18 protein-coding genes are annotated in these 21,617 nt (G+C 44.1%); 4 read left to right on the top strand and 14 right to left on the bottom strand.

From position 1 onward, the window contains the following. Positions 1-84 precede the first annotated feature (84 nt). A complete protein-coding gene (locus FJD32_RS05670) occupies positions 85-1,293 on the top strand; it encodes an IS4-like element IS10A family transposase (protein ID WP_001206290.1) in 1,209 nt (402 codons plus the stop codon). Here the strand turns inward: FJD32_RS05670 and FJD32_RS05665 are convergent. From FJD32_RS05665 to murJ, 11 genes are all read right to left on the bottom strand, one after another. Beyond that, the gene (locus FJD32_RS05665) at positions 1,277-2,812 is read right to left on the bottom strand and encodes a hypothetical protein (protein WP_240199991.1); all 1,536 of its coding nucleotides are present in this window, start codon (positions 2,810-2,812) and stop codon (positions 1,277-1,279) included. The two genes, FJD32_RS05670 and FJD32_RS05665, sit on opposite strands and share 17 nt — an antisense overlap. A gap of 13 nt (positions 2,813-2,825) precedes the next feature. After that, positions 2,826-3,254 (bottom strand): pilus assembly PilX N-terminal domain-containing protein, encoded by a 429-nt coding sequence (locus FJD32_RS05660; protein WP_037429627.1) that lies wholly within the window; start codon positions 3,252-3,254, stop codon positions 2,826-2,828. 11 nt (positions 3,255-3,265) lie between these two features. Beyond that, positions 3,266-4,225, bottom strand: coding sequence for a PilW family protein (locus tag FJD32_RS05655; protein ID WP_037429626.1), 960 nt, complete (start codon positions 4,223-4,225; stop codon positions 3,266-3,268). A 13-nt stretch (positions 4,226-4,238) separates the two neighbouring features. Beyond that, positions 4,239-4,826 carry a type IV pilus modification protein PilV gene (gene pilV / locus FJD32_RS05650; RefSeq protein ID WP_047536846.1) on the bottom strand — a complete coding sequence of 196 codons (588 nt, stop codon included), beginning with the start codon at positions 4,824-4,826 and terminating at the stop codon, positions 4,239-4,241. 173 nt (positions 4,827-4,999) lie between these two features. After that, positions 5,000-6,322 (bottom strand): IS4-like element ISSba6 family transposase, encoded by a 1,323-nt coding sequence (locus FJD32_RS05645; RefSeq protein WP_205403023.1) that lies wholly within the window; start codon positions 6,320-6,322, stop codon positions 5,000-5,002. A gap of 126 nt (positions 6,323-6,448) precedes the next feature. Next, the gene (ispH, locus tag FJD32_RS05640; RefSeq protein ID WP_037421194.1) at positions 6,449-7,405 is read right to left on the bottom strand and encodes a 4-hydroxy-3-methylbut-2-enyl diphosphate reductase; all 957 of its coding nucleotides are present in this window, start codon (positions 7,403-7,405) and stop codon (positions 6,449-6,451) included. A 1-nt stretch (position 7,406) separates the two neighbouring features. Further along, positions 7,407-7,829 (bottom strand): FKBP-type peptidyl-prolyl cis-trans isomerase, encoded by a 423-nt coding sequence (gene fkpB, locus FJD32_RS05635; protein ID WP_140906996.1) that lies wholly within the window; start codon positions 7,827-7,829, stop codon positions 7,407-7,409. Further along, on the bottom strand, positions 7,829-8,341 hold the full coding sequence (gene lspA, locus FJD32_RS05630; protein WP_037421196.1) for a signal peptidase II: 513 nt from the start codon (positions 8,339-8,341) through the stop codon (positions 7,829-7,831). The genes fkpB and lspA overlap by 1 nt, the downstream gene beginning before the upstream one ends. Positions 8,342-8,350: 9 nt before the next feature. Further along, positions 8,351-11,173 (bottom strand): isoleucine--tRNA ligase, encoded by a 2,823-nt coding sequence (gene ileS / locus FJD32_RS05625; protein ID WP_140906995.1) that lies wholly within the window; start codon positions 11,171-11,173, stop codon positions 8,351-8,353. A 32-nt stretch (positions 11,174-11,205) separates the two neighbouring features. Beyond that, positions 11,206-12,141, bottom strand: a complete 936-nt coding sequence (gene ribF / locus FJD32_RS05620; RefSeq protein WP_069454415.1) for a bifunctional riboflavin kinase/FAD synthetase — start codon at positions 12,139-12,141, stop codon at positions 11,206-11,208. 65 nt (positions 12,142-12,206) lie between these two features. Beyond that, positions 12,207-13,766 (bottom strand): murein biosynthesis integral membrane protein MurJ, encoded by a 1,560-nt coding sequence (murJ, locus tag FJD32_RS05615; protein WP_140906994.1) that lies wholly within the window; start codon positions 13,764-13,766, stop codon positions 12,207-12,209. A gap of 252 nt (positions 13,767-14,018) precedes the next feature. On the opposite strand from murJ, the gene rpsT reads away from it, so the two are divergent. Beyond that, entirely contained in the window at positions 14,019-14,285 is a 267-nt protein-coding gene (gene rpsT, locus FJD32_RS05610; protein ID WP_037421209.1) for a 30S ribosomal protein S20, read from the top strand. A 60-nt stretch (positions 14,286-14,345) separates the two neighbouring features. On the opposite strand, the gene FJD32_RS05605 is transcribed toward rpsT, so the two are convergent. Beyond that, positions 14,346-14,642: a metalloregulator ArsR/SmtB family transcription factor gene (locus tag FJD32_RS05605; protein WP_006084975.1), complete on the bottom strand. Its 297-nt coding sequence runs from the start codon at positions 14,640-14,642 to the stop codon at positions 14,346-14,348. Between the two features lie 135 nt (positions 14,643-14,777). Here FJD32_RS05605 and FJD32_RS05600 point away from each other — a divergent pair, with 135 nt between their 5' ends. Beyond that, complete coding sequence (locus FJD32_RS05600; protein ID WP_133182182.1) at positions 14,778-16,184, top strand: M28 family metallopeptidase; 1,407 nt, start codon at positions 14,778-14,780, stop codon at positions 16,182-16,184. A 101-nt stretch (positions 16,185-16,285) separates the two neighbouring features. Here the strand turns inward: FJD32_RS05600 and yaaA are convergent, their stop codons facing one another. Together yaaA and FJD32_RS05590 are read right to left on the bottom strand one after the other, a co-directional pair. Further along, positions 16,286-17,059, bottom strand: coding sequence for a peroxide stress protein YaaA (gene yaaA / locus FJD32_RS05595; RefSeq protein ID WP_037421218.1), 774 nt, complete (start codon positions 17,057-17,059; stop codon positions 16,286-16,288). Between the two features lie 108 nt (positions 17,060-17,167). Further along, complete coding sequence (locus FJD32_RS05590) at positions 17,168-18,634, bottom strand: alanine/glycine:cation symporter family protein (RefSeq protein ID WP_037421222.1); 1,467 nt, start codon at positions 18,632-18,634, stop codon at positions 17,168-17,170. A 430-nt stretch (positions 18,635-19,064) separates the two neighbouring features. Here FJD32_RS05590 and FJD32_RS05585 point away from each other — a divergent pair, with 430 nt between their 5' ends. Then, positions 19,065-21,431, top strand: coding sequence for a phosphoketolase family protein (locus FJD32_RS05585; protein ID WP_037421225.1), 2,367 nt, complete (start codon positions 19,065-19,067; stop codon positions 21,429-21,431). Positions 21,432-21,617: the final 186 nt, after the last annotated feature.

The raw sequence follows: 21,617 nt of genomic DNA, 5'->3' as shown, positions 1-21,617 counted from the left end.
ACAAATAAATCATCAAATTAGAGTGGAAGCGCATCTTGTTGCATGATCAAATGGTTTCGCTAAAAACTACACTTGGACAACAAGATGCGCGAAGCCAATATCCTACAACATTCTTTACACCAATACTGCCCAGAACTTCACCTAAAACGATTAAACAGCTTGATGCTGGCCTCTAAGGCACTGATTGAATGTAAGACACTGACCTTGACTGAGTTAGGTCGAAATTTACCAACCACGGCCCGAACCAAGCACAACATCAAGCGCATTGATCGTTTGCTCGGCAACACGCATCTGCATCAAGAACGGTTAGCTGTCTACCAATGGCATGCCAGCCTCATCTGTTCTGGTAACCCTATGCCGATTGTGCTCGTCGATTGGTCAGACATCCGAGAGCATAAACGCATCATGGCTCTGCGCGCCTCAATAGCCTTCAATGGCCGCTCTATTACCCTGTATGAGAAGTCCTATCCCCTATCAGAACAATGCTCTAAGGCCTCCCACAACGGTTTTTTAGCGGACTTAGCCAAGATTTTACCTTTGCATGTTACCCCTCTCATCGTGACTGACGCGGGGTTCAAAGTGCCTTGGTACAAAGAGGTTGAGGCGCATGGTTGGTTTTGGCTAAGCCGTATTCGCGGTACAGTTCAATTTGCAGATATTGGCGCTGAAAATTGGCGTGCAGTTCGCAGTACACATGACTTGGCCAACGGTCAAGCGAAGAGCCTGGGTTGTAAGACCTTGACCAAAACTAACCCTATCAATTGCCATCTCACGCTTTATCGTAGCAAACCTAAGGGGCGTACAAATCAGCGTTCAACGAGGACTAATTGCCACCATCCATCGGCAAAAACGTACTCAACATCGGCGAAAGAGCCTTGGGTGTTAGCCAGCAATTTACCACCAGAATCTCGGAGCCCAAAGCAGCTGGTAAACCTGTACGCCAAACGTATGCAAATAGAGGAAACCTTTCGTGACCTCAAAAGCCCGGCATACGGCTTTGGCTTACGCCAAAGTCGTACCAACAGTCCAGAGCGATTCGACATCATCCTACTGATAGCGTTGATGGTTCAATGCCTGTTGTGGCTAGTTGGTTTACACGCACAGCAACAGGGCTGGGATAAGCATTTTCAGGCCAATACCATTGGGCATCGAACGGTACTCTCAACGATTCGCTTGGGATTGGAGGTGCTCAGGCGGCCTGATTATCAAATCACGGAGAAAGAATTGCTGGCGGCCTGGGTATTATTCGCCAATCAGTTGCTCAAATATGGCTATGCTATGGCTGATTTATGAGGGGATCCTTCAGGACATAGTATCCTTTAGAAATACCATCACTATTGCGCGGATTTCCACCTCTAAAAGCTGTTTCTTCCAATAAATCTGCTGCCGCATCAGCACCGTCCGAAAAACCAATAGTAAAAATACGAATATTTTGTTTGTTATCAACTCCCATAGAATCTTTATTTCCGATAACTACATCATTGTTGTACATATAGGCAGCTAAAGCCGGCATGTAACTAGTATCATTTTCATTCTGAGGATTTTTAAAGTTAAATATAGTATAATCAGCATCTTTATTTTTAGCTGTCGAAGTTAAATTTTTAATTAGTAAATCAGCTGACTTATCAACTGTTGGTGCACCATCAGTAATATAAATAACATAAGCTGTATCAGGACATTTTTTAAAAGGAGTTGAATAATTTCCTGTCATTAGAATGCTTGGCGGGGTATTTTTTTTATAATTTAAAGACTTATAATCAGTATCTTTATTTCCAAAGGTTACTGGACCACCACTAAAGTACATGTAAGCCTCATAAAGAGTTTCACATAATGGCGTATTTGTTTGCGCCGGCATACCTTTGATTAAATTGGTTAAACTTGTTTTATTCACTGAATTCATTTCAGCCAAGTCATAAACAACTCGGCCACCATCAGCATTAGATTCATCAGGAAAATTAAGATTAAATACAGCCAGACTAGCATCAATTGGTACAGCAAGTGAGTCTAAAGCAGAAATTAATGCTTTCTTGGCAACATCAAGACGAGTACCAACACCACCACTCTCTTGTCCTTCTTTAGTTGTCGTAACCCATTTGTGCCAGACTAGATAATGAGCAGTATAAAGCGTCACTGGTTGCCCTGAGCCAAACTGAGTGTTTTTTAAACTATTTAAGCGGTCGGTTTCGGTAGCGCTGGTTGTATACATCGATTTATTGTTTATGGGATAACCATTTGCAAAAGAGTTACCTTTCAATTTACCCGGATTAACAGGATCAGCATTTAAAATATCTTCATAGCAATCAACAATATCATTTTGATTAAAACCATTATTATCAGCAAGATTATTCCATGTATTTCTGTTGCTACTAAACTCTCTTAAATAACCAGTATAACGTCCTTTAGAAACTAAAGCCTTTGCAGCTGTATTGCAGTTATTATTATCTTTATAAAATCGTCTCCCATCATTAGGCTTATCGGGAGTAGGCATATTACTAGTATTATCAATTCCCCCTGCATTCCAGTAGGTTCCCTTGTCGTTAATATAACCTGAGTAATTCTCCAAAAAAGTTCCAAATCCATCAGGATAAGTACAAACTCCTGCATTTTTATCTGCCTCAGAGCAATAAGAAGTTACAGCATTTTCTTCCACGGTGGACATACTGCCAGAATTATCAAAAATAAAGAGTACCTGCGGGCGTTTGCCTGTTCTAACTGTTGAATCCACCAAATAGAGTTCAGTATCATCAGCAAACGTCAAGCCTGCTGAAAAAGTGATAACTATAAATATTCCAATGAGCAATTTGTTTAACATGATATTAATCCTATTAAGGCAAGACTTGCTGCTCTACACCTGATACAACGGTTAGTTGACCTAAGTCATCTCGACCAAATGTTCTTGTACTACTAATTTCCACTCGGCGACAATTCACTAAATTAGCCCCAGTTGCGTTTGCTGTTCGCTGACAGGCTACATTTCTAACTCCTGTAAGGGGGTATGGGGTAAGTTGCTGTACACCATTAAAAAGTTTTTCCGTAGTAGCAACATTTAGATTCGCCAATAGCATGCCTTCATATTTTAGTATCACTTGCTGTAGCCCACCATCAGCAATTGATTTAGCTTCAATCCGCTCAGCTCCGGCTCCAGACATACGTATGGCTTGGGTTGAATTGACGGCTAAGGCGACACCTATTATTGTCATTAAAAGCAGTACAATGAGTGCGAAAAATAATACTATCCCTTTCTGCTTTCTCATCTATTCGTCCTCTAATTGCGAATTAACACAGGATTGGCAAGCACCATAGTGGTTGAAACCACTTTTCGTCTAAAGTGGTCATTTAATCCTTTGATTTCCTTGTCACCTAAAGTGTAAGTCGTATCATTTGTATAGCTTTTATCTTCATCGATTGCTCTAACTAATAAATAAACTCTAACAGCAACTAAACGCTGAAATAATTCGTTATCCCACATTAAAGGTGTAACATTTTCAGCAGGCATAAAACTATCAGCGGTATCATCGCCATCATTATCAAAACCATAGAGAATACGCATATTTTCTATGCCTTCGACTAATTGTTCTTCATTGTTCATACCATTGTTTTTTGTTAACGTTTTACGTCTTAACACCGGTACTAAACCATCATTCTTAATAAAATAAATATGATGTTGATATTCCCAAAATCGTGCATTTTCAAGCGCAGGATTCGGAGGATTACCCCCTTTAAATAACACCGCTTGACTAGAATTTGCTGCCATGTAATAGCGCTCTCCGTTGGGATTTGTAACTGGAGGCCCGATCAGCCTTTTTATTTGGATCACATCCGTATTTGCATTAACACCATTTAAGCACGTTAACTCCACAGCACTTTTACCTGCTTCATATCCCCACAGTCTTCTAAAGTGTGCAGGTTCATTATTGGGCAATGTGCCATTATTTATCCCAGCCCCAATACAATCATTCGCGATGCCATCTCTTAATGTCATATTGGTGCCAAGTACAAAATCGGTTCCAGTGATATCACCCATAAAGCCGAGTTGGGTAATATCTCTTTCCATCAGCGCCAATGCAATCCTGCCATTTTCTTGTAATTGGTTGAATTGACTAGTCGTTACCACATTTGAAGATGACATACTAAACATAGCGAACAGCCCTAGCGTAAGAAATAGCCCGATCAGCATCGAAACCATTAACTCCACTAACGACATTCCCTTTTGAAAATTCGTCATTTTGTCTGCTCGCCTAAATAATCACTGTTGATACGACAAAAATACGTCGACGAGTGCCAAGATCTTCACCACATTCATTCCCTGTGTATGTTGTGCCGGCGCCCTCACGAATACCTCTCCACGCCACGGCAACAGTCACCGTCGTTCCATCAATGGCTATACAAGCTGTTGGAGTATCTAATCCACCGACATTTTGGCCATCAACGATTTCCGCAGCGCCCATGAAACTCTGTTCCCATTGATAAAGGTCCCAAGCTTCAGTTTCAGCTGGAGAACATAAACTGACTGCGCCAACAGCAACATCACACTCTTTAGCCGGCTTAGCCAGCGTTCCAGTATATTCTCCGCTATAATTGGCTAATTGCGTTCGATTAAGCTTCATACGGTTAATAATATCGTTGGCATAGTAAGAAGCTTGTGTCTGCTGAAAAGATTCAAAGCTGCCGCGCTTAGCCACTATGTGTAAATTAAAAATACCGATCAGGCCAATCACTAAGATCACTAATGCAACAAGCACTTCTATTAGTGAGAAGCCTCGTTGAAATCCTTGATGTGTCAATCGTTCGAATTTAGTCATATTTTTGACATGCTTTTCAGCTATTTACCCTTTTAAATCTTAATCTTACGATAAAACCATTGCTAACAGTTAATAATAGATGAGTAAAATGTAAGTGGCCAGTAACAATAGCATATAAGCTGCAATCTCATTATGCTTTGTTTGAATTTAGTCATACTTAGACAATAAAAAAGAGGCCATTGGCTAATGCCGTTCACTTAAGAGTGAACGGCATTTTTCTTTGGTCTAACCGGAAACTTGTTTTTGCTCATTTTAAGGACTCGTGGATATGCCCTTTCCCGTTTACCATCCAGCTTAAATTGCCGTGCATTTCGTTCTATATCCAATACGTCTCTCGGGACATTCCCCGGTGTTTGTGATGACAGTTGTGTCAACTTGAAGATGATATAACTCGCCGCATCCCGAAAACTCAGTTGATTGGGATGGACCGATGGCAAGCTTTTAGCCATCAGCAACATCTTATATCTAATGAGATTATAGGCCAGTAGCACGCCCCATAACTCTTGAGTCACCAGCTCCGGTAGTTGACTGCGGAGCGTAAAACGGCTCTCCAGTAGATGTTGTTTCATCTCTCTATAGCCCAGTTCGATTTCCCATCGATGGGCATATAAGTCGACGATGTCTTCGCTGGGGTAACGCATCGGGTCTGTCAACGAGGTCAAAATGGCGACTGACTTACCTTTCACTGTCTTAGTCAATAAACGCGCTTCAAGAGTTTCAGGGAGCTGCGGCCATTTCTTTCTGGCTTGAGGTGTCGTGGTGAGTTTCACCCTCTGGTCATGCTTTCCTAGCGTTCGCACCACCTCATATTGTGTGCCTTTCTTCAATGGCAACAACCAGTGGCTATCAGGTTGCGCTTGCTGCCAAGCGTGCAGCAGGCCGAGCGAGTAAAATCCTCGGTCAAATAGGGTTAGGCTGTGATTAGGAATGCTAGGAATGAGCTGGGACGCTAAGTTCATTTCATTTTCGGCAACCGAATCAAAGGCGCTGTTGACCAATAAATGGCTGCTTAATTCCATCAAGCAAACCATGCGAATTTGCGGATAAGCCGCTTCGCCTGAAGCGTTTGCGGTACGCGCAAAGGCGGCTTGATTTTGGACACTATCGGGTGTCCGCCACACTACACCGTCAACACCATACAAGTTAAGACCGCACCAATGAGGATGTTCAGCTCTCGCGTGCCAGGTATTGGCGCTGCGGTTAAATACTTCTCTAATAACCTCACTGCCCAATCGTTTACGCGCCTGAGTCACGGCGCTGCGTGCAACATAATCAATCTCTTGCGGCAAAACAATGTCGAGTTTGTTGATGAGTGACCGAACAGACTCCCCTCGGAACAAAGCCATTCCGATAACGGCCCAAATCATCGCGTCCATCGGCAATTTACGCCGTCTTAACGTCGCAACGCCCTGAGAGTCTAGGCAAGATTGAATTAACTCAGGTTCTAACACATCTGCTAAGCAGGTGAATTCGGTTAGGCGGGTAATATGAGTACGGGCGAGTGCTTCTGAGAGTTGCATAAAAAAATCCGATGACATGAGGTCATCGGATTTTGATCTTTTCAGCGAGATCGTCAAGCGATCTGTCTTAACTGATCGGCATTAGGCCATTGGCCTCTTTCAATTGACTACTATTTTCTACATTAATTAGCGTAGTTCAGCGGGTACGGCAAAGACAGTATCTTCTTTTCGTCCTTCGACTTCAGTCACCACACTTGGCGCTAATTTCGCTATGGCTTGAACCACTTGCTGTACAAGAACCTCTGGTGCAGACGCGCCAGCCGTTACAGCAACTTTAGTTACACCCTCAAACCAAGATGAATCAATATCATCTGCAGTATCAACCAGATAAGACTCTGTACCCGTTTTTAATGCTAATTCACGTAAGCGATTAGAGTTAGAGCTGTTTTTCGAACCGACCACAATTAACAGATCCACATCGGCCGATAAGTTACGCACCGCATCTTGACGGTTTTGCGTCGCGTAGCAAATATCATCCTTACGAGGGCCTTCAATGGACGGGAAACGCTTTAATAAGGCGCTGATGATATCGAGAGTATCATCTACCGAGAGGGTCGTTTGAGTCACGAAGCAGAGGTTATTAGGATCGCGAACTTCTAAAGTCTCGACATCTGCCGGGGATTCAATCAGATAAACCCCACCATTAGGGTTATCATATTGTCCCATTGTGCCTTCAACTTCAGGATGTCCCGCATGGCCAATCAAAATACATTCAATACCCTTGCGACTTGCTCGAGTGACCTGCAAATGCACTTTGGTGACTAATGGACAAGTTGCATCGAATACTCGCAGCCCACGCGCTTTAGCTTCGGCACGTACCGCCTGAGAAACCCCATGAGCACTAAAGATAACAATATTGTTATCAGGTACTTGGTCTAACTCTTCTACAAAAACAGCACCGCGGTCTTTCAAATTTTGCACCACATAGCGGTTATGCACGACTTCATGGCGAACATAAATCGGTGGTGAAAATAACTCGAGCGCACGCTCAACGATGCTAATGGCACGATCCACACCAGCACAAAAGCCGCGAGGATTTGCCAGCATAATATTTAAACTTGGGCTGGTAGGATCTAATTTCATCTTACAGTACCTTCACCACGTCGAGTTCAAATGTGACTTTGCGTCCCGCTAGAGGGTGATTGAGATCGACGGTAATCGAATCACCCGCAACCTCACGCACAATTCCAGGTATCTCACTGCCGCCAGGACCAGCAAAACTCACGATAACGCCAACTTCAAGCTCCATATCGGCTGGAAAGCGGGTTCTATCCATATAATGAATCGCATCGGGATTTGACTCACCAAAGGCATCGACCGCTTCAAGCGTAAAGCTGTGCCTATCGCCTTCATTCAAGGAGGCAAGCTGCGCTTCAAATGCAGGGCTTAAAGTACCATCGCCGATATTAAGACGTGCTGGCTTACCCGAGGCTTTAGTGCTATCGGCGGTCGAACCATCTTCAAGCACAATATTCATATGGCACAATAACGAACGTGTCACAGTCACTACTTCACCTCTTCGGTTTTATCTTGTTCGGATTTGCTGTTAAAAAACGAATCCCAAATGATCAGCACTGCGCCGATAAAAATCGCGGAATCGGCGATATTAAAGGCGGGATAATGGCTCTTACCCCAATAAAAATCGATAAAATCCACCACAAAACCATGCATCAATCGATCGATTAAGTTACCTAGGGCGCCACCAATCACTAAGGTGTAAGCCAAATTTAACTTCCAGAGGGATGCCGCTTGCTTGCGCAGCCACACAGTCAACAAGGTACTAAAACCAACGGCCACTAAGGTAAATAACCAACGTTGCCAACCGCCCGCTTCACTTAAAAAGCTAAATGCGGCGCCATAGTTACGTACATAGGTGAAATTAAAAAAAGGTAATAACTGCACCGATTCGAACAAATCAAAATTGGCTAAGACCCATTGTTTGGATAGTTGATCGGCCAAAAACACCAATACAACTACCCAATACCAACGTAAGCCACTGTCTTTCCAAGTTAATGGCATACAGATCCTTTACGCAAACAGACGAACTTCGCCGTCACCTTCAATATTGGTTACGCAGCGATGGCACAGCGTTGGGTGAGCCTCAATCGTGCCCACTTCTTCCCTGTGGTGCCAACAACGTTCGCATTTTTCTGCTGTTGTTGCATTTACCACTAACTTCAATGACGCCAGCTCAGTTTCAACGGCATCGCTTGTCGCATCTGCCAATGGCAATACTTTGGCTTCTGAAGTTAACAGGACGAAACGCAGCTCATCACCAATGTGCGTTAACTGTTCAGTTAAAGCCGCATCAGCAAACAGTGTGACTTCGGCTTCTAAGGAGCCACCAATACGTTTATCACGGCGCGCTTGCTCGATGACCTTGTTGACCTCGTTACGTACAGTCAGCAGATTTTCCCAGTACGCATCACTTAAATCAGTATCTAAAGTGATAGATTGCAGACCTTGATACCATTCTTGGGTAAACACGTAAGCATCACGTTGACCTGGCAGTAATTGCCACACTTCATCGGCAGTAAAGCTCAGGATTGGCGCAATCCAACGCACCATAGCTTCGGCGATATGGAACAATGCCGATTGACAGCTACGGCGGGCATGGCCCTCTTGCTTAGCGGTATATTGACGGTCTTTAATGATGTCTAAGTAGAAGCTACCTAGCTCAACCGAGCAGAACTGCATCAGCTTTTGCGTCACAATATGGAAGTTATATTGCTCGTAAGCTTCGATAATTTCTTGCTGAAGAGCGGCCGCGCGGCGCACAGCCCAACGGTCTAACGCCACCATATCTTCTACTGCCACTAAGTCCTTCGCAGGGTCGAAGCCATTAAGGTTCGCCAGTAAGAAACGAGCGGTGTTACGAATACGGCGATAAGCATCGGCGCTACGGTTTAAGATTTCATCCGATACTGTCATTTCACCGCTGTAGTCGGTTGCCGCAACCCAAAGGCGCAAAATGTCCGCACCTAGTTTGTTAGTCACTTGCTGCGGCGCAATCACGTTACCGATAGATTTCGACATCTTGCGACCTTTACCATCAACGGTAAAGCCGTGGGTCAGCACTTGCTTGTAAGGTGCTTTGCCTGTCATAGCGGTAGAAATCATCAGAGATGACATAAACCAACCACGGTGTTGATCGCTACCTTCGAGGTATAAATCTACACCATGACCATGAAACTCTGGGCGCGCGCCAACCACAGAAGCAAAGGTTGAACCTGAGTCGTACCATACGTCTAGGGTATCGGTCACTTTGCGGTATTGTTCGGCTTCTTCACCCAGTAATTCAGCAGCATCGAGATCCCACCAAGCTTGGATGCCTTCCTGCTCAATACGATTGGCCACACGCGCCATTAACGACACGCTGTCAGGGTGCAGCTCTTCAGTTTCGCGGTGTACGAATAATGTAATTGGTACGCCCCAAGTACGTTGACGGGAGATACACCAATCTGGGCGATTCTCAACCATCTTCTCGATGCGGCTTTGCCCCCAGTCAGGGATCCACTGAGTCTGCTCAATTTCGCTTAATGCTTGCTTGCGCAGGTTATGGTTATCCATAGAGATAAACCATTGTGGCGTTGCGCGGAAGATAATGGGTGTCTTATGGCGCCAGCAGTGTGGATAGCTGTGACGGTACGCAACATGGTGTAATAGCGCACCTTTTTCTTGCAGCAATGCAACCACATTGTCATTTGCTTTAAATACGTGTTGACCAGCAAAGAACTCAGTCTCTGGCTTGTACACACCGTTATCGCCAACTGGGTTTGCCACTTCTAAACCGTATTTCTGACCTACCACGAAGTCGTCTTGACCATGGCCAGGTGCTGTGTGGACCACACCCGTACCCGCGTCAGTCGTCACGTGGTCACCTAAAATTGTAGGTACGTCAAAGGCTAAGAATGGATGCTTAAAGCGAACCAATTCAAGCGCTACACCTTTAACTTTACCTAACACGCTATGGCTCTCGGCGCCGTAACGCGTCATACAAGCTTCAACTAACACGTCAGCCAGAATAACCGCGTGAGTCGCCCCCTCTTTCACAAATTCAACCAAGCTGTAATCCAGCTCTGGGCTGATAGATAACGCGCGGTTCGCAGGCAGCGTCCAAGGTGTGGTTGTCCAAATCACCATAGCGACTGGATGTGAGTAATCGCTTACACCAAACTGAGCGGCAACGGCTTTGCTGTCAGTTGCAGTAAAGGCCACATCGATAGCGGGAGAGGTTTTATCCTCGTATTCAACTTCGGCTTCAGCAAGGGCAGAACCACAGTCTGTACACCAGTGAACAGGTTTAACACCTTTATGTAAGTGACCGTTTTCAATCACTTTTGATAAAGAACGAACAATATTGGCTTCGGTGGCAAAATCCATTGTTAGATAAGGTTTTTGCCAATCGCCTAACACGCCTAAACGAATAAAATCTTCGCGTTGGCCATCGACTTGCTCGGCAGCATATTTACGGCATTCTTCACGAAATTCGGCCGCAGAAATTTTTTGACCAGGCTTACCGACTTTTTGCTCAACTTTCAGTTCAATTGGCAGACCGTGGCAATCCCAACCTGGCACATAAGGCGCGTCAAAACCAGACATGGTTTTTGACTTAACAATAATGTCCTTAAGAATTTTGTTGACTGAGTGACCAATATGAATGCTGCCGTTCGCATACGGTGGGCCGTCATGCAAAATAAAAGGTGTGCGGCCAATTCGGCTATCACGGATCTGCTGATACAGACCGTCTTTCGTCCAGCGCTCTAACATCTCTGGCTCGCGATTTGCCAAATTACCACGCATCGGAAACTCAGTTTCCGGCAAATTCAAAGTAAATTTATAGTCGCTCATTGATCCTATACCGTTAATTAAACTGATAAATATCAGCCTGCATCGTTACCAAATAAAGCTCTGGCCTCATTTGCATCATTCAAAATTTGTTGCTTTAGTGCATCCAATGAATCAAAAGGTTGTTCATCGCGAAGTTTTGCCACTAACTCAACCTCAACATGCTTGCCATAAATGTCACCTTCAAAATCAAAAAGATGCACCTCAAGCTGACAAACTTGACCATTTACGGTCGGGCGGAAACCAATGTTGGCAACCCCTTCATAAATATCGCTATCTTCCCAATAGAGTTTCACCGCAAACACCCCGCGCACTGGCACCACATTGCGCTTGAGGGCGATATTGGCGGTGGGAAAACCTATGGTTCGGCCAATTTTTTGGCCATGGGCCACACGGCCGCTTAAGGTAAAGGGGTGACCGAGTAGGCGTCTCGCCTGCTCCAGGTTTCCTTTAGCCAATTGTTCTCTTACCGCGGTCGAGCTCACACGTTGCGAGCCCACCATAAAACTCTGGGTGCTGACCACGGTAAAGCCATAACGGGCTCCAGCTTGCATCAGCATTTCAAAGTTGCCTCTTCGACCTTGTCCAAAGCAAAAGTCATCGCCCACGACGAGATACTTCACCCCGAGTTTACGCACCAGCAATTCTTCGATGAAATGCTCAGCAGGTTGATCAGCAAAGGCGCGATTGAAGTTAATACACACTAACCGCTCAACGCCTAACTCATCCAATAGGATTATTTTATCCCGCAGTAAGCTCAAACGCGCGGGGGCATTCTCACCTCGGAATAACTCCTGTGGCTGAGGCTCAAATGTCATCACTGTTGGCGGTAACGACAGCTGTTTGGCCTTTTGCACCAGATTAGCAATCACCTGTGCATGGCCGCGATGCACGCCATCAAAATTACCTATCGTCAGCACACAGCCATGGTGAGATGACAAAATGTTATGTGTACCACGGATTAATTCCATAACTTTAGACAACTGCCAAGCGCAAATCGGCTGATTATATAACAGCTAACGATAAGAATCAGCAATCAAACTCCCCGTTTCATTGACCAAGGACGAATTCCCAACGCCAGTAACCCAAGTAAATACGTGATAGTCCCAACAGCAATCAAACCAATCAAAGCCTTAGCTCGTAAAGCTAAATGCCATTCTATCCATTGAGATTGCGTGGGTAATAAATAGTACAAGACTACCACCATCAATGCCGTAGAGACCACGGCTTTAAGGAAAAACACCATAGTCGGTTTGGTAATACGATAAACCCCTGCTTTATGCAGGCCGCGATAAAGTAATGTGGCATTAAGCAAGGCTGACATGGATGTAGCAATCGCCAAACCCACATAACCAAATGGGATTGCAAATATTAAGTTAAAGCCCATATTGGTGATCATAGCGATGATGCCATAGCGTACGGGGGTTTTAGTATCCTGGCGAGAATAATATCCTGGCGCTAAAACTTTGATTAACATAAAACTCAGTAAACCGCTTCCGTAAGCCATCAAACTGTAAGAGGCCATTTGCACATCATTGATAGTAAAGGCGCCGCGCATAAACAGTACCATTAACATAGGCTGCGCGAGCACTATCAACCCCATCATAGCAGGCAAACCGAGTAATAAAATCGCTTTAATTCCCCAATCCATGGTGTTACCAAAGCCATCTCCTTCTGCATTCACATGATTTCGCGATAACGCGGGTAAAATCACGGTTGCAATAGCAATACCAAATAAACCAAGTGGAAACTCTAATAATCGGTCTGAATAATAGAGCCAACTAATAGAACCAGTCATCAAGAAGCTGGCGATAAAGGTATCAAATAACAAGTTGATTTGTGAGACAGAAACCCCAAACAATGCAGGGATCATCAAAGTTCTAATCTTCACAACCCCGGGATGTTGCCAACCCCACGAAGGTTTTACTAACGCTTTCTCTCGGAGCAGAAACGGAATTTGGAATAAAAACTGAATTAAACCACCACAAAATACTCCCCATCCCAAGGTAATTTCGGGCTGAGAAGACGTCGGAGCGAAAAACATTGCCGCCGCAATAATGGCCACATTTAGAAACACTGGCGTAAAAGCCGATACAGCAAAGCGTCCTCGAGTATTTAAGATTGAGCCCGCTAAAGCAGTAAAGGTGATAAACCACAGATAAGGAAAAGTGATTTTTAGTACGACCGTTGCTAACTCAAACTTAGCGCCATCAGGTTCGTTATTCAGCCAGGCCATAAACCAGCCGCCACCAAATAAGGCGGACAACACAGGAGATGCAATCACACCGACAAGCGTGACAATCGTCACTAAGAGCCCTAAGGTCCCCGCCACCTTACTGAGTAACTCGCGAGTTTCGTCCGAGGTATGCTTTTCTTGATATTCGGTCAGTACAGGAACAAATGCCTGTGCAAAGGCGCCCTCGGCAAATAATCGACGTAAAAAGTTAGGAATTTTATTCGCGAAGAAAAAAACATCAGCGCTTGTCCCTGCACCCATTAAATTGGCAACGACAACATCTCTAACCAAACCTAAAACACGGGAAATCAATGTCATAGCACTAACAATCATGCCTGACTTCAATAATTTTTTACTCAAACGTCCCCCAGACCTATATCGAATGGATTAGGTGATTCATCTCAAAAAATCGACTCAGGCTCTGTCACACTGCGGTAATAGCTGCTAGAATTGCGCCACATATTACACGAGTTGGGTTGAAGATAGCCAAGGCAGGTTGAATTAATTTATCTTTATGATGATTATTCAATCATAGTCATTGACAAAGTGACTAAATGCAGGCATATTCCTCGGCCTTTAAAAGTATCAAATCCAGTTTTTAGGAGTTGCACCTTGGCTAATAGCAAGTCTGCAAAGAAGCGCGCGCTTCAATCTGAAAAGCGTCGTCAGCATAACGCCAGCCGTCGCTCAATGTTACGTACATACGTTAAAAAAGTTATCGCAGCTATCAAAGCTGGTGATCACAAAACAGCAACCGAAGCTTTCGCTGCTGCACAACCAATCGTTGACCGTATGGCGACTAAAGGCCTTATTCACAAGAATAAAGCTGCTCGTCATAAGGCTCGTTTGAACGCTAAGATCAAAGCGCTTGTTGCTTAATTATCTTAGTAAATAAAAAAAACCGGCAATTGCCGGTTTTTTTATATCTGCTGAAAACCATTAATGACAATAAATATTGTTTAGTAAATGGATCATCTCACGCACTTCATCACTCTTCAGTGAATAAAATACGGTCTGCGCTTCTTTGCGTGTGGTTACTAAATTATCTTTGCGTAACCAAGCAAGGTGTTGTGATAGTGCCGATTGACTTAAGCCTAATTTTTTATTCATTTCGCCAACGCACATTTCTCCTTCATTCAGTAAATAACAAAGGATAAATAAACGACGTTCGTTTGCGAGTGCCTTTAATAGCACCACGGCATGATCGGCTCGCTCCTGCATTAATTCAATATTCATTACGCACATTTTCTCCTAAAACTAACCCCTGCGCTAATATAGCGTTGCCTTACAGATATAGTCGGGACATAAAGCACACTTTTTGCTAGATTGTTTTCAAAAGTGGGACATGCTTAATAAAAACAAAGGAAACCTATGAAACCCTACCAAACAACGTTGATAACAGGCCTTTTTATTAGTGGTTTGAGCGCTTGCCAAACTCATATCGAAACACCAGTCAAAACAGATATCCCTTCTCAATTACAACAAACCGCTTTAGCCTCTTCGATTGGATATGACATTGTCGAATCTCTTACGGTAGAAGTAGGACCGCGCCTTGCTGGTAGTCCAAAAGACATTATTGCCGTGAACTGGGCAATGAATAAGTTAACCAGCCTCGGGTTTGATAAGGTTTATAAAGAGCCAGTACAGGTTCCTATTTGGGAACGTGGAGAAGCCAAAGCCAAGATTATCTCTCCGGTAGAGCAACCTTTGGTGATTACTGCATTGGGTGGCAGCATTGCAACGCCAGTAACGGGCATTAGGGCTAGAATAGCTCGCTTTGATAGCCTAGAAGCATTACAACAAGCCAACCCTGATGATGTAAAAGGTAAAATTGCCTTTATCGATCAAAAAACGGAGCGTCATATAACTGGTGAAGGTTACGGAAAAAGTGTCGGCGGCCGCTCGAAGGGCGCTGTCGCAGCAGCACAAAAGGGAGCCGTAGCAATCGTCATTCGCTCAATAGGCACCGACCATGACCGCATGGCACACACTGGCGTGATGCGTTATCAAGATGGTGTGACTAAAATCCCTGCTGCGGCGATGTCTAATCCCGATGCAGACTTAGTCGATGCCATGTTAAAACGCGATCCGAATGCGGTGCTCGAGCTGCATATGTCACCGAAGGATTTAGGTACGAATACCTCTTACAACGTTATTGCAGAAGTCACTGGCAGTAGTAAACCTAACGAAATCGTGCTGATTGGTGCCCATTTAGATTCATGGGATGAAGGTACAGGTGCAATTGATGATGGCGCTGGTGTTGCGATTGTGACAGCGGCAGCAAAACATATTCAAGATCTTCCACAAAAGCCCGCTCGTACGGTGCGAGTAGTACTATATGCAGCCGAAGAAATTGGCTTAGTGGGGGGTAAGGCTTATGCTGAAGCACACAAAGCCGAGTTACCTCTACATTATATTGCTGCAGAATCAGATTTCGGCGCGGGTCCAATTTATCAAATCGACACTAAGGTAAGTGACAACGTTTTCGCCCAAGTTCAAGAGAGCATTAAACCAATGACATACAACGGTGTCGCCCTTGGTAATAATCAGGCCTCTGGCGGACCTGATGTCTCTATGCTACCCGCATTAGGCGTACCTGTTGCATCGTTAAGACAGGATGGCCACGATTACTTCGATTATCACCACACACCTAACGATACCTTAGATAAAATCGATCCTAAGGCTTTGGCACAAAATGTGGCGGCATATGCTCAATTTGCTTATATCATGGCAAACTCAAATTTAGTGTTAACGCCCATTAGCACTGAATCGAAATAAGCCTCATAAGTAAATCATTCACCCATAAAAAGAAAAATGCCAGTCAGCTTAACTGACTGGCATTAAGCCTAAGCAGCTCTTTTTATTTAAGCCGTAATACGTTATTGCGCTTCACGTAAAAATGTTGGCTCATTCGGTTTACTCAATTCTTCACTGTAGTAATAACCTGCCACATCAAATGCTTTTAATTCATCAATCGAACTCACTTGCTGATCAATAATATATCTTGCCATCATTCCCCGCGCTTTTTTCGCAAAGAAACTAATGACTTTGTATTGACCATTTTTAAAGTCTTTAAAAACAGGAGTGATTAATTGTCCTGCTAATTGCTTTGGCTTTATCGCCTTAAAATATTCATTGGATGCAAGGTTGATAATGATCTCATCCCCCTGCGCAGCGACCGCATTATTGACCGCTACGGTGAGAGTGTTGCCCCAAAAATCGTAGAGATTCTTACCTTTAGGATTGGCAAGGGCCGTCCCCATTTCTAAGCGATAAGGTAAAATTAAATCCAATGGCCGCAGTAACCCATATAGCCCAGATAAAATGCGCAACTGCGACTGACTACGTTCAAGCTGTTCAGGTGTCAGGGTATCAGCATCAAAACCTGTGTAAACATCGCCTCTAAAAGCGAAAATAGCTTGCTTAGCATTATCAATACTGTAATCGGGTGTCCACTCGCCAAAACGTGCCGCATTTAAGCCCGCAATGCTATCGCTGACCTTCATTAATGTTGCTATGTCACTGGGGGTTAACCGTTGGCAAACTTGAATGAGCTCTTGGCTATAAGCTAAAAAATCGGGCCGAGTATGGGTTTGAGTCAAGGAAGGTTGCTCAAAATCTAGGGTTTTCGCCGGTGAAACCAAAATCAACATTAACACACTCCAACAAATAAAATACGCCACTATGATACTGAACAAGCATAAAAAAACCACGTACGGATGACGTGGTTTTTCCGATAGCGCTAATCAGTGAACTTGAGCTTAACGACTAACCGCTGATTCAGTACGCGATTTAGCCAACTCATTGGCACTATTGTCCTGCCAAATGCCATCATCAAGTTGTTCCATCAATTCGGGGAACTTACTGCGGTCAAACTCAGGCATTTTGCCACTCTTTAATTGTTCACAGTAATCGTTGATAACCCGTATCGCCAAGCCAGATAACAGCAACAATGCGACGATATTGACCGTTGCCATTAGCCCCATTGACACATCGGCTAAGTTCCACACTAAGCTGATTTTGGCTACGGCACCAAACATCACCATGCCTAATACGCACAGGCGAAATAACGGTAACGCCTTAGTACTGTTACCCGTTAAGAACATCACATTGGTTTCGGCGTAGGAATAATTAGCAATGATTGAGGTAAAGCAGAATAGAAAAATCGCTATCGCAATAAAGGCACCGCCCCAATCACCAACATGATTCGACATCGCATTAATAGTAAGACGAATACCATCATCACTAGAACCTATGTCACCAGACAACAAGATAATGGCAGCCGTTGCGGTACAAATAACAATAGTATCAACAAAAACTCCCATCATCTGCACAAAGCCCTGAGATGCTGGATGATTAGGATTAGGTGAGGCACTCGCCGCCACGTTTGCCGCGCTGCCCATCCCCGCCTCATTTGAGAACAAACCACGGGCAATACCTGCTTGCATCGCCTGAGCGACTGTATAAGCAACGCCACCTGCTGCTGCCTCTTGCCAACCGAAAGCACTTTTTACAATCAGGCTAATAACTGCGGGTAATTGCTCTAAATTGAACAACACAATAATGAAAGCTATTAGAATATAAGCCAACGCCATAATTGGCACGATAAACTCAGATACTCGCGCAACTTTACGTAAGCCGCCGACGATAACAAAACCACTGGCTAACACTAAGCCGATACCGACATAGGTCGGATCGAAGCCAAACACGCGCTCCATCGCCCCCGTAATGGTATTGGCTTGCACCGCGTTAAACACCAAACCAAAAGCGATGATCAGGAAGAAAGCGAACAACACCCCCATCCATCTCTGACCAAGTCCCTTCTCCATATAATAAGAAGGGCCACCACGAAATTGGCCGTTGGTATCACGCACCTTATAAACCTGCGCAAGAGTGGACTCTACCATAGCCGTTGCCATACCCAACATGGCAATTAACCACATCCAAAAGACAGCGCCAGGTCCGGCGGAGCCAATGGCCACCGCTACACCCGCCATGTTTCCGGCACCCACTCGGGCAGCCATACTCGTACAGAATACTTGGAATGAAGACAAACCACTTTCACAGCCTTGGCGGCTCATGGTCATGACTTTTAGAGAGTGTTTGAAGTGTGTAAGTTGAATAAATACAAGTCGTAAGGTGAAATAGAGCCCCGCACCCACCAGTCCGTAAACGAGCAATTTGCCCCAGAGCAGTGCGTTCAAAAAGTTTACAATCGTTTCTAACATATTATTTTACTTCTTCCCGTAGCAAATGCCCTCCCCCACCTATACTTAGCGAGGTGCAACATTTGTGGTGAATGAATCCTTCCAAATAAAGGTAAGAATATCGGTAGATTTATTCTTTCAAATTATCCTTCCGTGAATTTACAACATCACGGCTACCGAATTCAACGCAGCAAAATAGCACAGTATTCGAAATTACTCATGTGATCAAGCCTAGGTTTACATTGTTAAATAGCTACAAGCTCACGATCATAAAGCTTAGATAAGTCACTGTTAATATTAAATTAACAATTTAACAAACTTCATTCACATGCGTTAACGACAAACACAAGTTTTAAAATTTGGATGCAGGGCACATTTTTGTAATAAAATTACAAATATAGTAACTCCAAGAAAACATTATTTACTTCCGTCTGCTCTAGTGAGGCTTAATATGACGACAACACATGAGATAAATGCTCTTAAAAAATACGTAAGAGCCACTAACTTCCTAGCCACCTCCCAGATTTACTTAAAGCAAAACGTACTTCATAAGCGCCCACTAGCGCACTCGGACATTAAGCCTCGCTTGCTCGGTCACTGGGGAACGTGTCCTGGTATCAACTTTGTCTACGCGAACGTTAACCGACTCATTGTAAAACATAATCGTCCCTTTATTTACTTAGTTGGTCCAGGACATGGCTTCCCTGCCGTACAAGCTAACTTATTCATTGAAGGCTCTCTAAGCCACTACTATCCAGAAACCATTCCTTATAATGAAACGGGCATTGAGGATATTTGTAAAAAGTTCTCAGCAGCATACGGTTATCCTTCACATGCTAATCCTGAAGCACCAGGACAAATTCTGGAGGGTGGAGAATTAGGTTATTCATTATCCGTTGGCTGGGGCGCAGTGCTTGATAACCCCGATCTTATCGCGACGGTATTAATAGGTGATGGAGAATCAGAAACAGGCCCATTAGCCGCATCTTGGTATGCAAACCGATTGGTATCACCCGCCACCAACGGTGCTGTGCTACCTATCGTCCATATTAACGGCTATAAAATTTCTGGCCCAACCCGTATGGGACGCATGAGTCATGAAGAATTAGATCTTGAATTCCGCGGTCTTGGCTACCACCCCATTATTGTGGACAGCGAAGCGGAAGAAGATATCTACGTTCAAATGGCAACCGCCATGGATACCGCTTATAGCATGATTAATGATATCCAAGCCCGAGCACGTAAAGGCGAAGATATTGTAAAACCTCGCTGGCCAGTGATTTTAATGCGCACAGCCAAAGGTTGGACTGGCGTAAGCGAATATAATGGTAAGAAGTTAGAAGGCAACTGCGAATCACACCAAGTGATTGTCAATAAATGCGCGACCGATAAAGGCCATCTAGCCGCATTGGATAATTGGTTAGCTAGCTACCAGTTCCAAGAGCTCTATCAAATCAATGCTCAAGGTGAACTGATTTTTGATGCGGATATTAGCTCATTGATCCCACCAAAACACTTAGCTTGTGGTCGCCAACATCTCACTTATGGTGGTGAAGTTGTTAGAGCTTTATCCAATCCTGATCTAGAAAAACTCAGTTACGGTCCAGAAGTACCACGCGGACACCGCGGTTACTCCATGCTGAAAATGGGTGAATGGATGCGTGACGCATTCAAACTGAACCGTGATCAACGCAATTTACGCATTTTCAGCCCTGATGAAACCTATTCAAACCAACTGCAAGCGGTATTTGAAGAAACCGACCGTGCATGGCAATGGCCAATTGAAAGCTGGGATGAAGATATGTCTCGCGATGGCCGTGTGCTAGAGCTTCTTTCTGAGAACTTACTATTTGGTATGTTACATGGCTACACAGTAACGGGTCGCCACGGCATGTTCCCAACCTACGAGTCATTCTCGCAAGTAGTTTCATCCATGGCCGACCAATATTGTAAGTATGTTTATGCCAGTCAAGGGGTGCATTTCCGTAAACCTTTACCAGCGTGCAACGTAGTACTTTCTTCATTATTAGAGCGTCAGGATCACAACGGTTACTCGCATCAAAACCCATCGTTCCTAGGTGCGATGTTAGAAAAACATCCAAAGATTATCTCTGCTTATTTACCAGCTGATGCAAACAGCACCTTAGTGTATACCGAACGTGCTTTTGCGGATCGTGACAAACTAAACATCCTAGTCGCAGGTAAAAAAGAGCTGCCACAATGGCTAAGCTTAGATGAAGCACGTAAACAAGCCAAAGATGGTGTCATGGTGTGGGATTTTGCTTCAGATGAAAATCCAGATATCGTCCTTGCTGGCTGTGGTGATTATGTCACTCAAGAATGTATGGCCTCTTTAGTGATCATTCGGGAAATGCTGCCTCGAGTCAGAATCCGTTTTGTGAGCGTCACCGAATTAAGCAGTGATGGTTTAGGTAGCCGTAAATTTAAAGAAAAACCATGGATGATGGATGAAATATTTACTCAAGATAAAGGAGTAGTATTTAACTATCACGGTTATCCAAATACAATCAAAAAGTTAATTTTTGATTACAAAGGAAGCCGCCGTTTTAGAATTAAAGGTTATGAAGAAGAAGGCTCAACAACTACACCATTTGATATGGGTGTGCGTAATGGAACCTCTCGCTACCACCTTGTTATTGATATGGCTTATAAACTATTCCAACAAGGCGTCATTGATGAGACTAAACACGTTTCAATCACAACAGATATGTTGCAAAGACTTGTTGATCACCGTAACTATATTAAAGCACATGGTGTTGACCCAACTGAAATCGAAAATTGGGTTTGGACTCGCTAGCAGTTAATTAAATTAACAAAATAAATACAATTTAAAGGCATCCGAAAGGATGCCTTTTTAACATCTCAAGTTAATTACAAGATGGAGTCCCATAAAAAAACTTCAGACTAAGCACTGGAAAATTTTAACAAATGCAGTGATAATTAACCGCTGGCTACAATACCAAAGGATCCCCACACTAAGTGC

The organism is Shewanella sp. LC6 (assembly GCF_006385735.2).
Classification (GTDB): Bacteria; Pseudomonadota; Gammaproteobacteria; order Enterobacterales; family Shewanellaceae; genus Shewanella; species Shewanella xiamenensis.
This window is presented reverse-complemented; position numbering and strand designations above follow the sequence as displayed.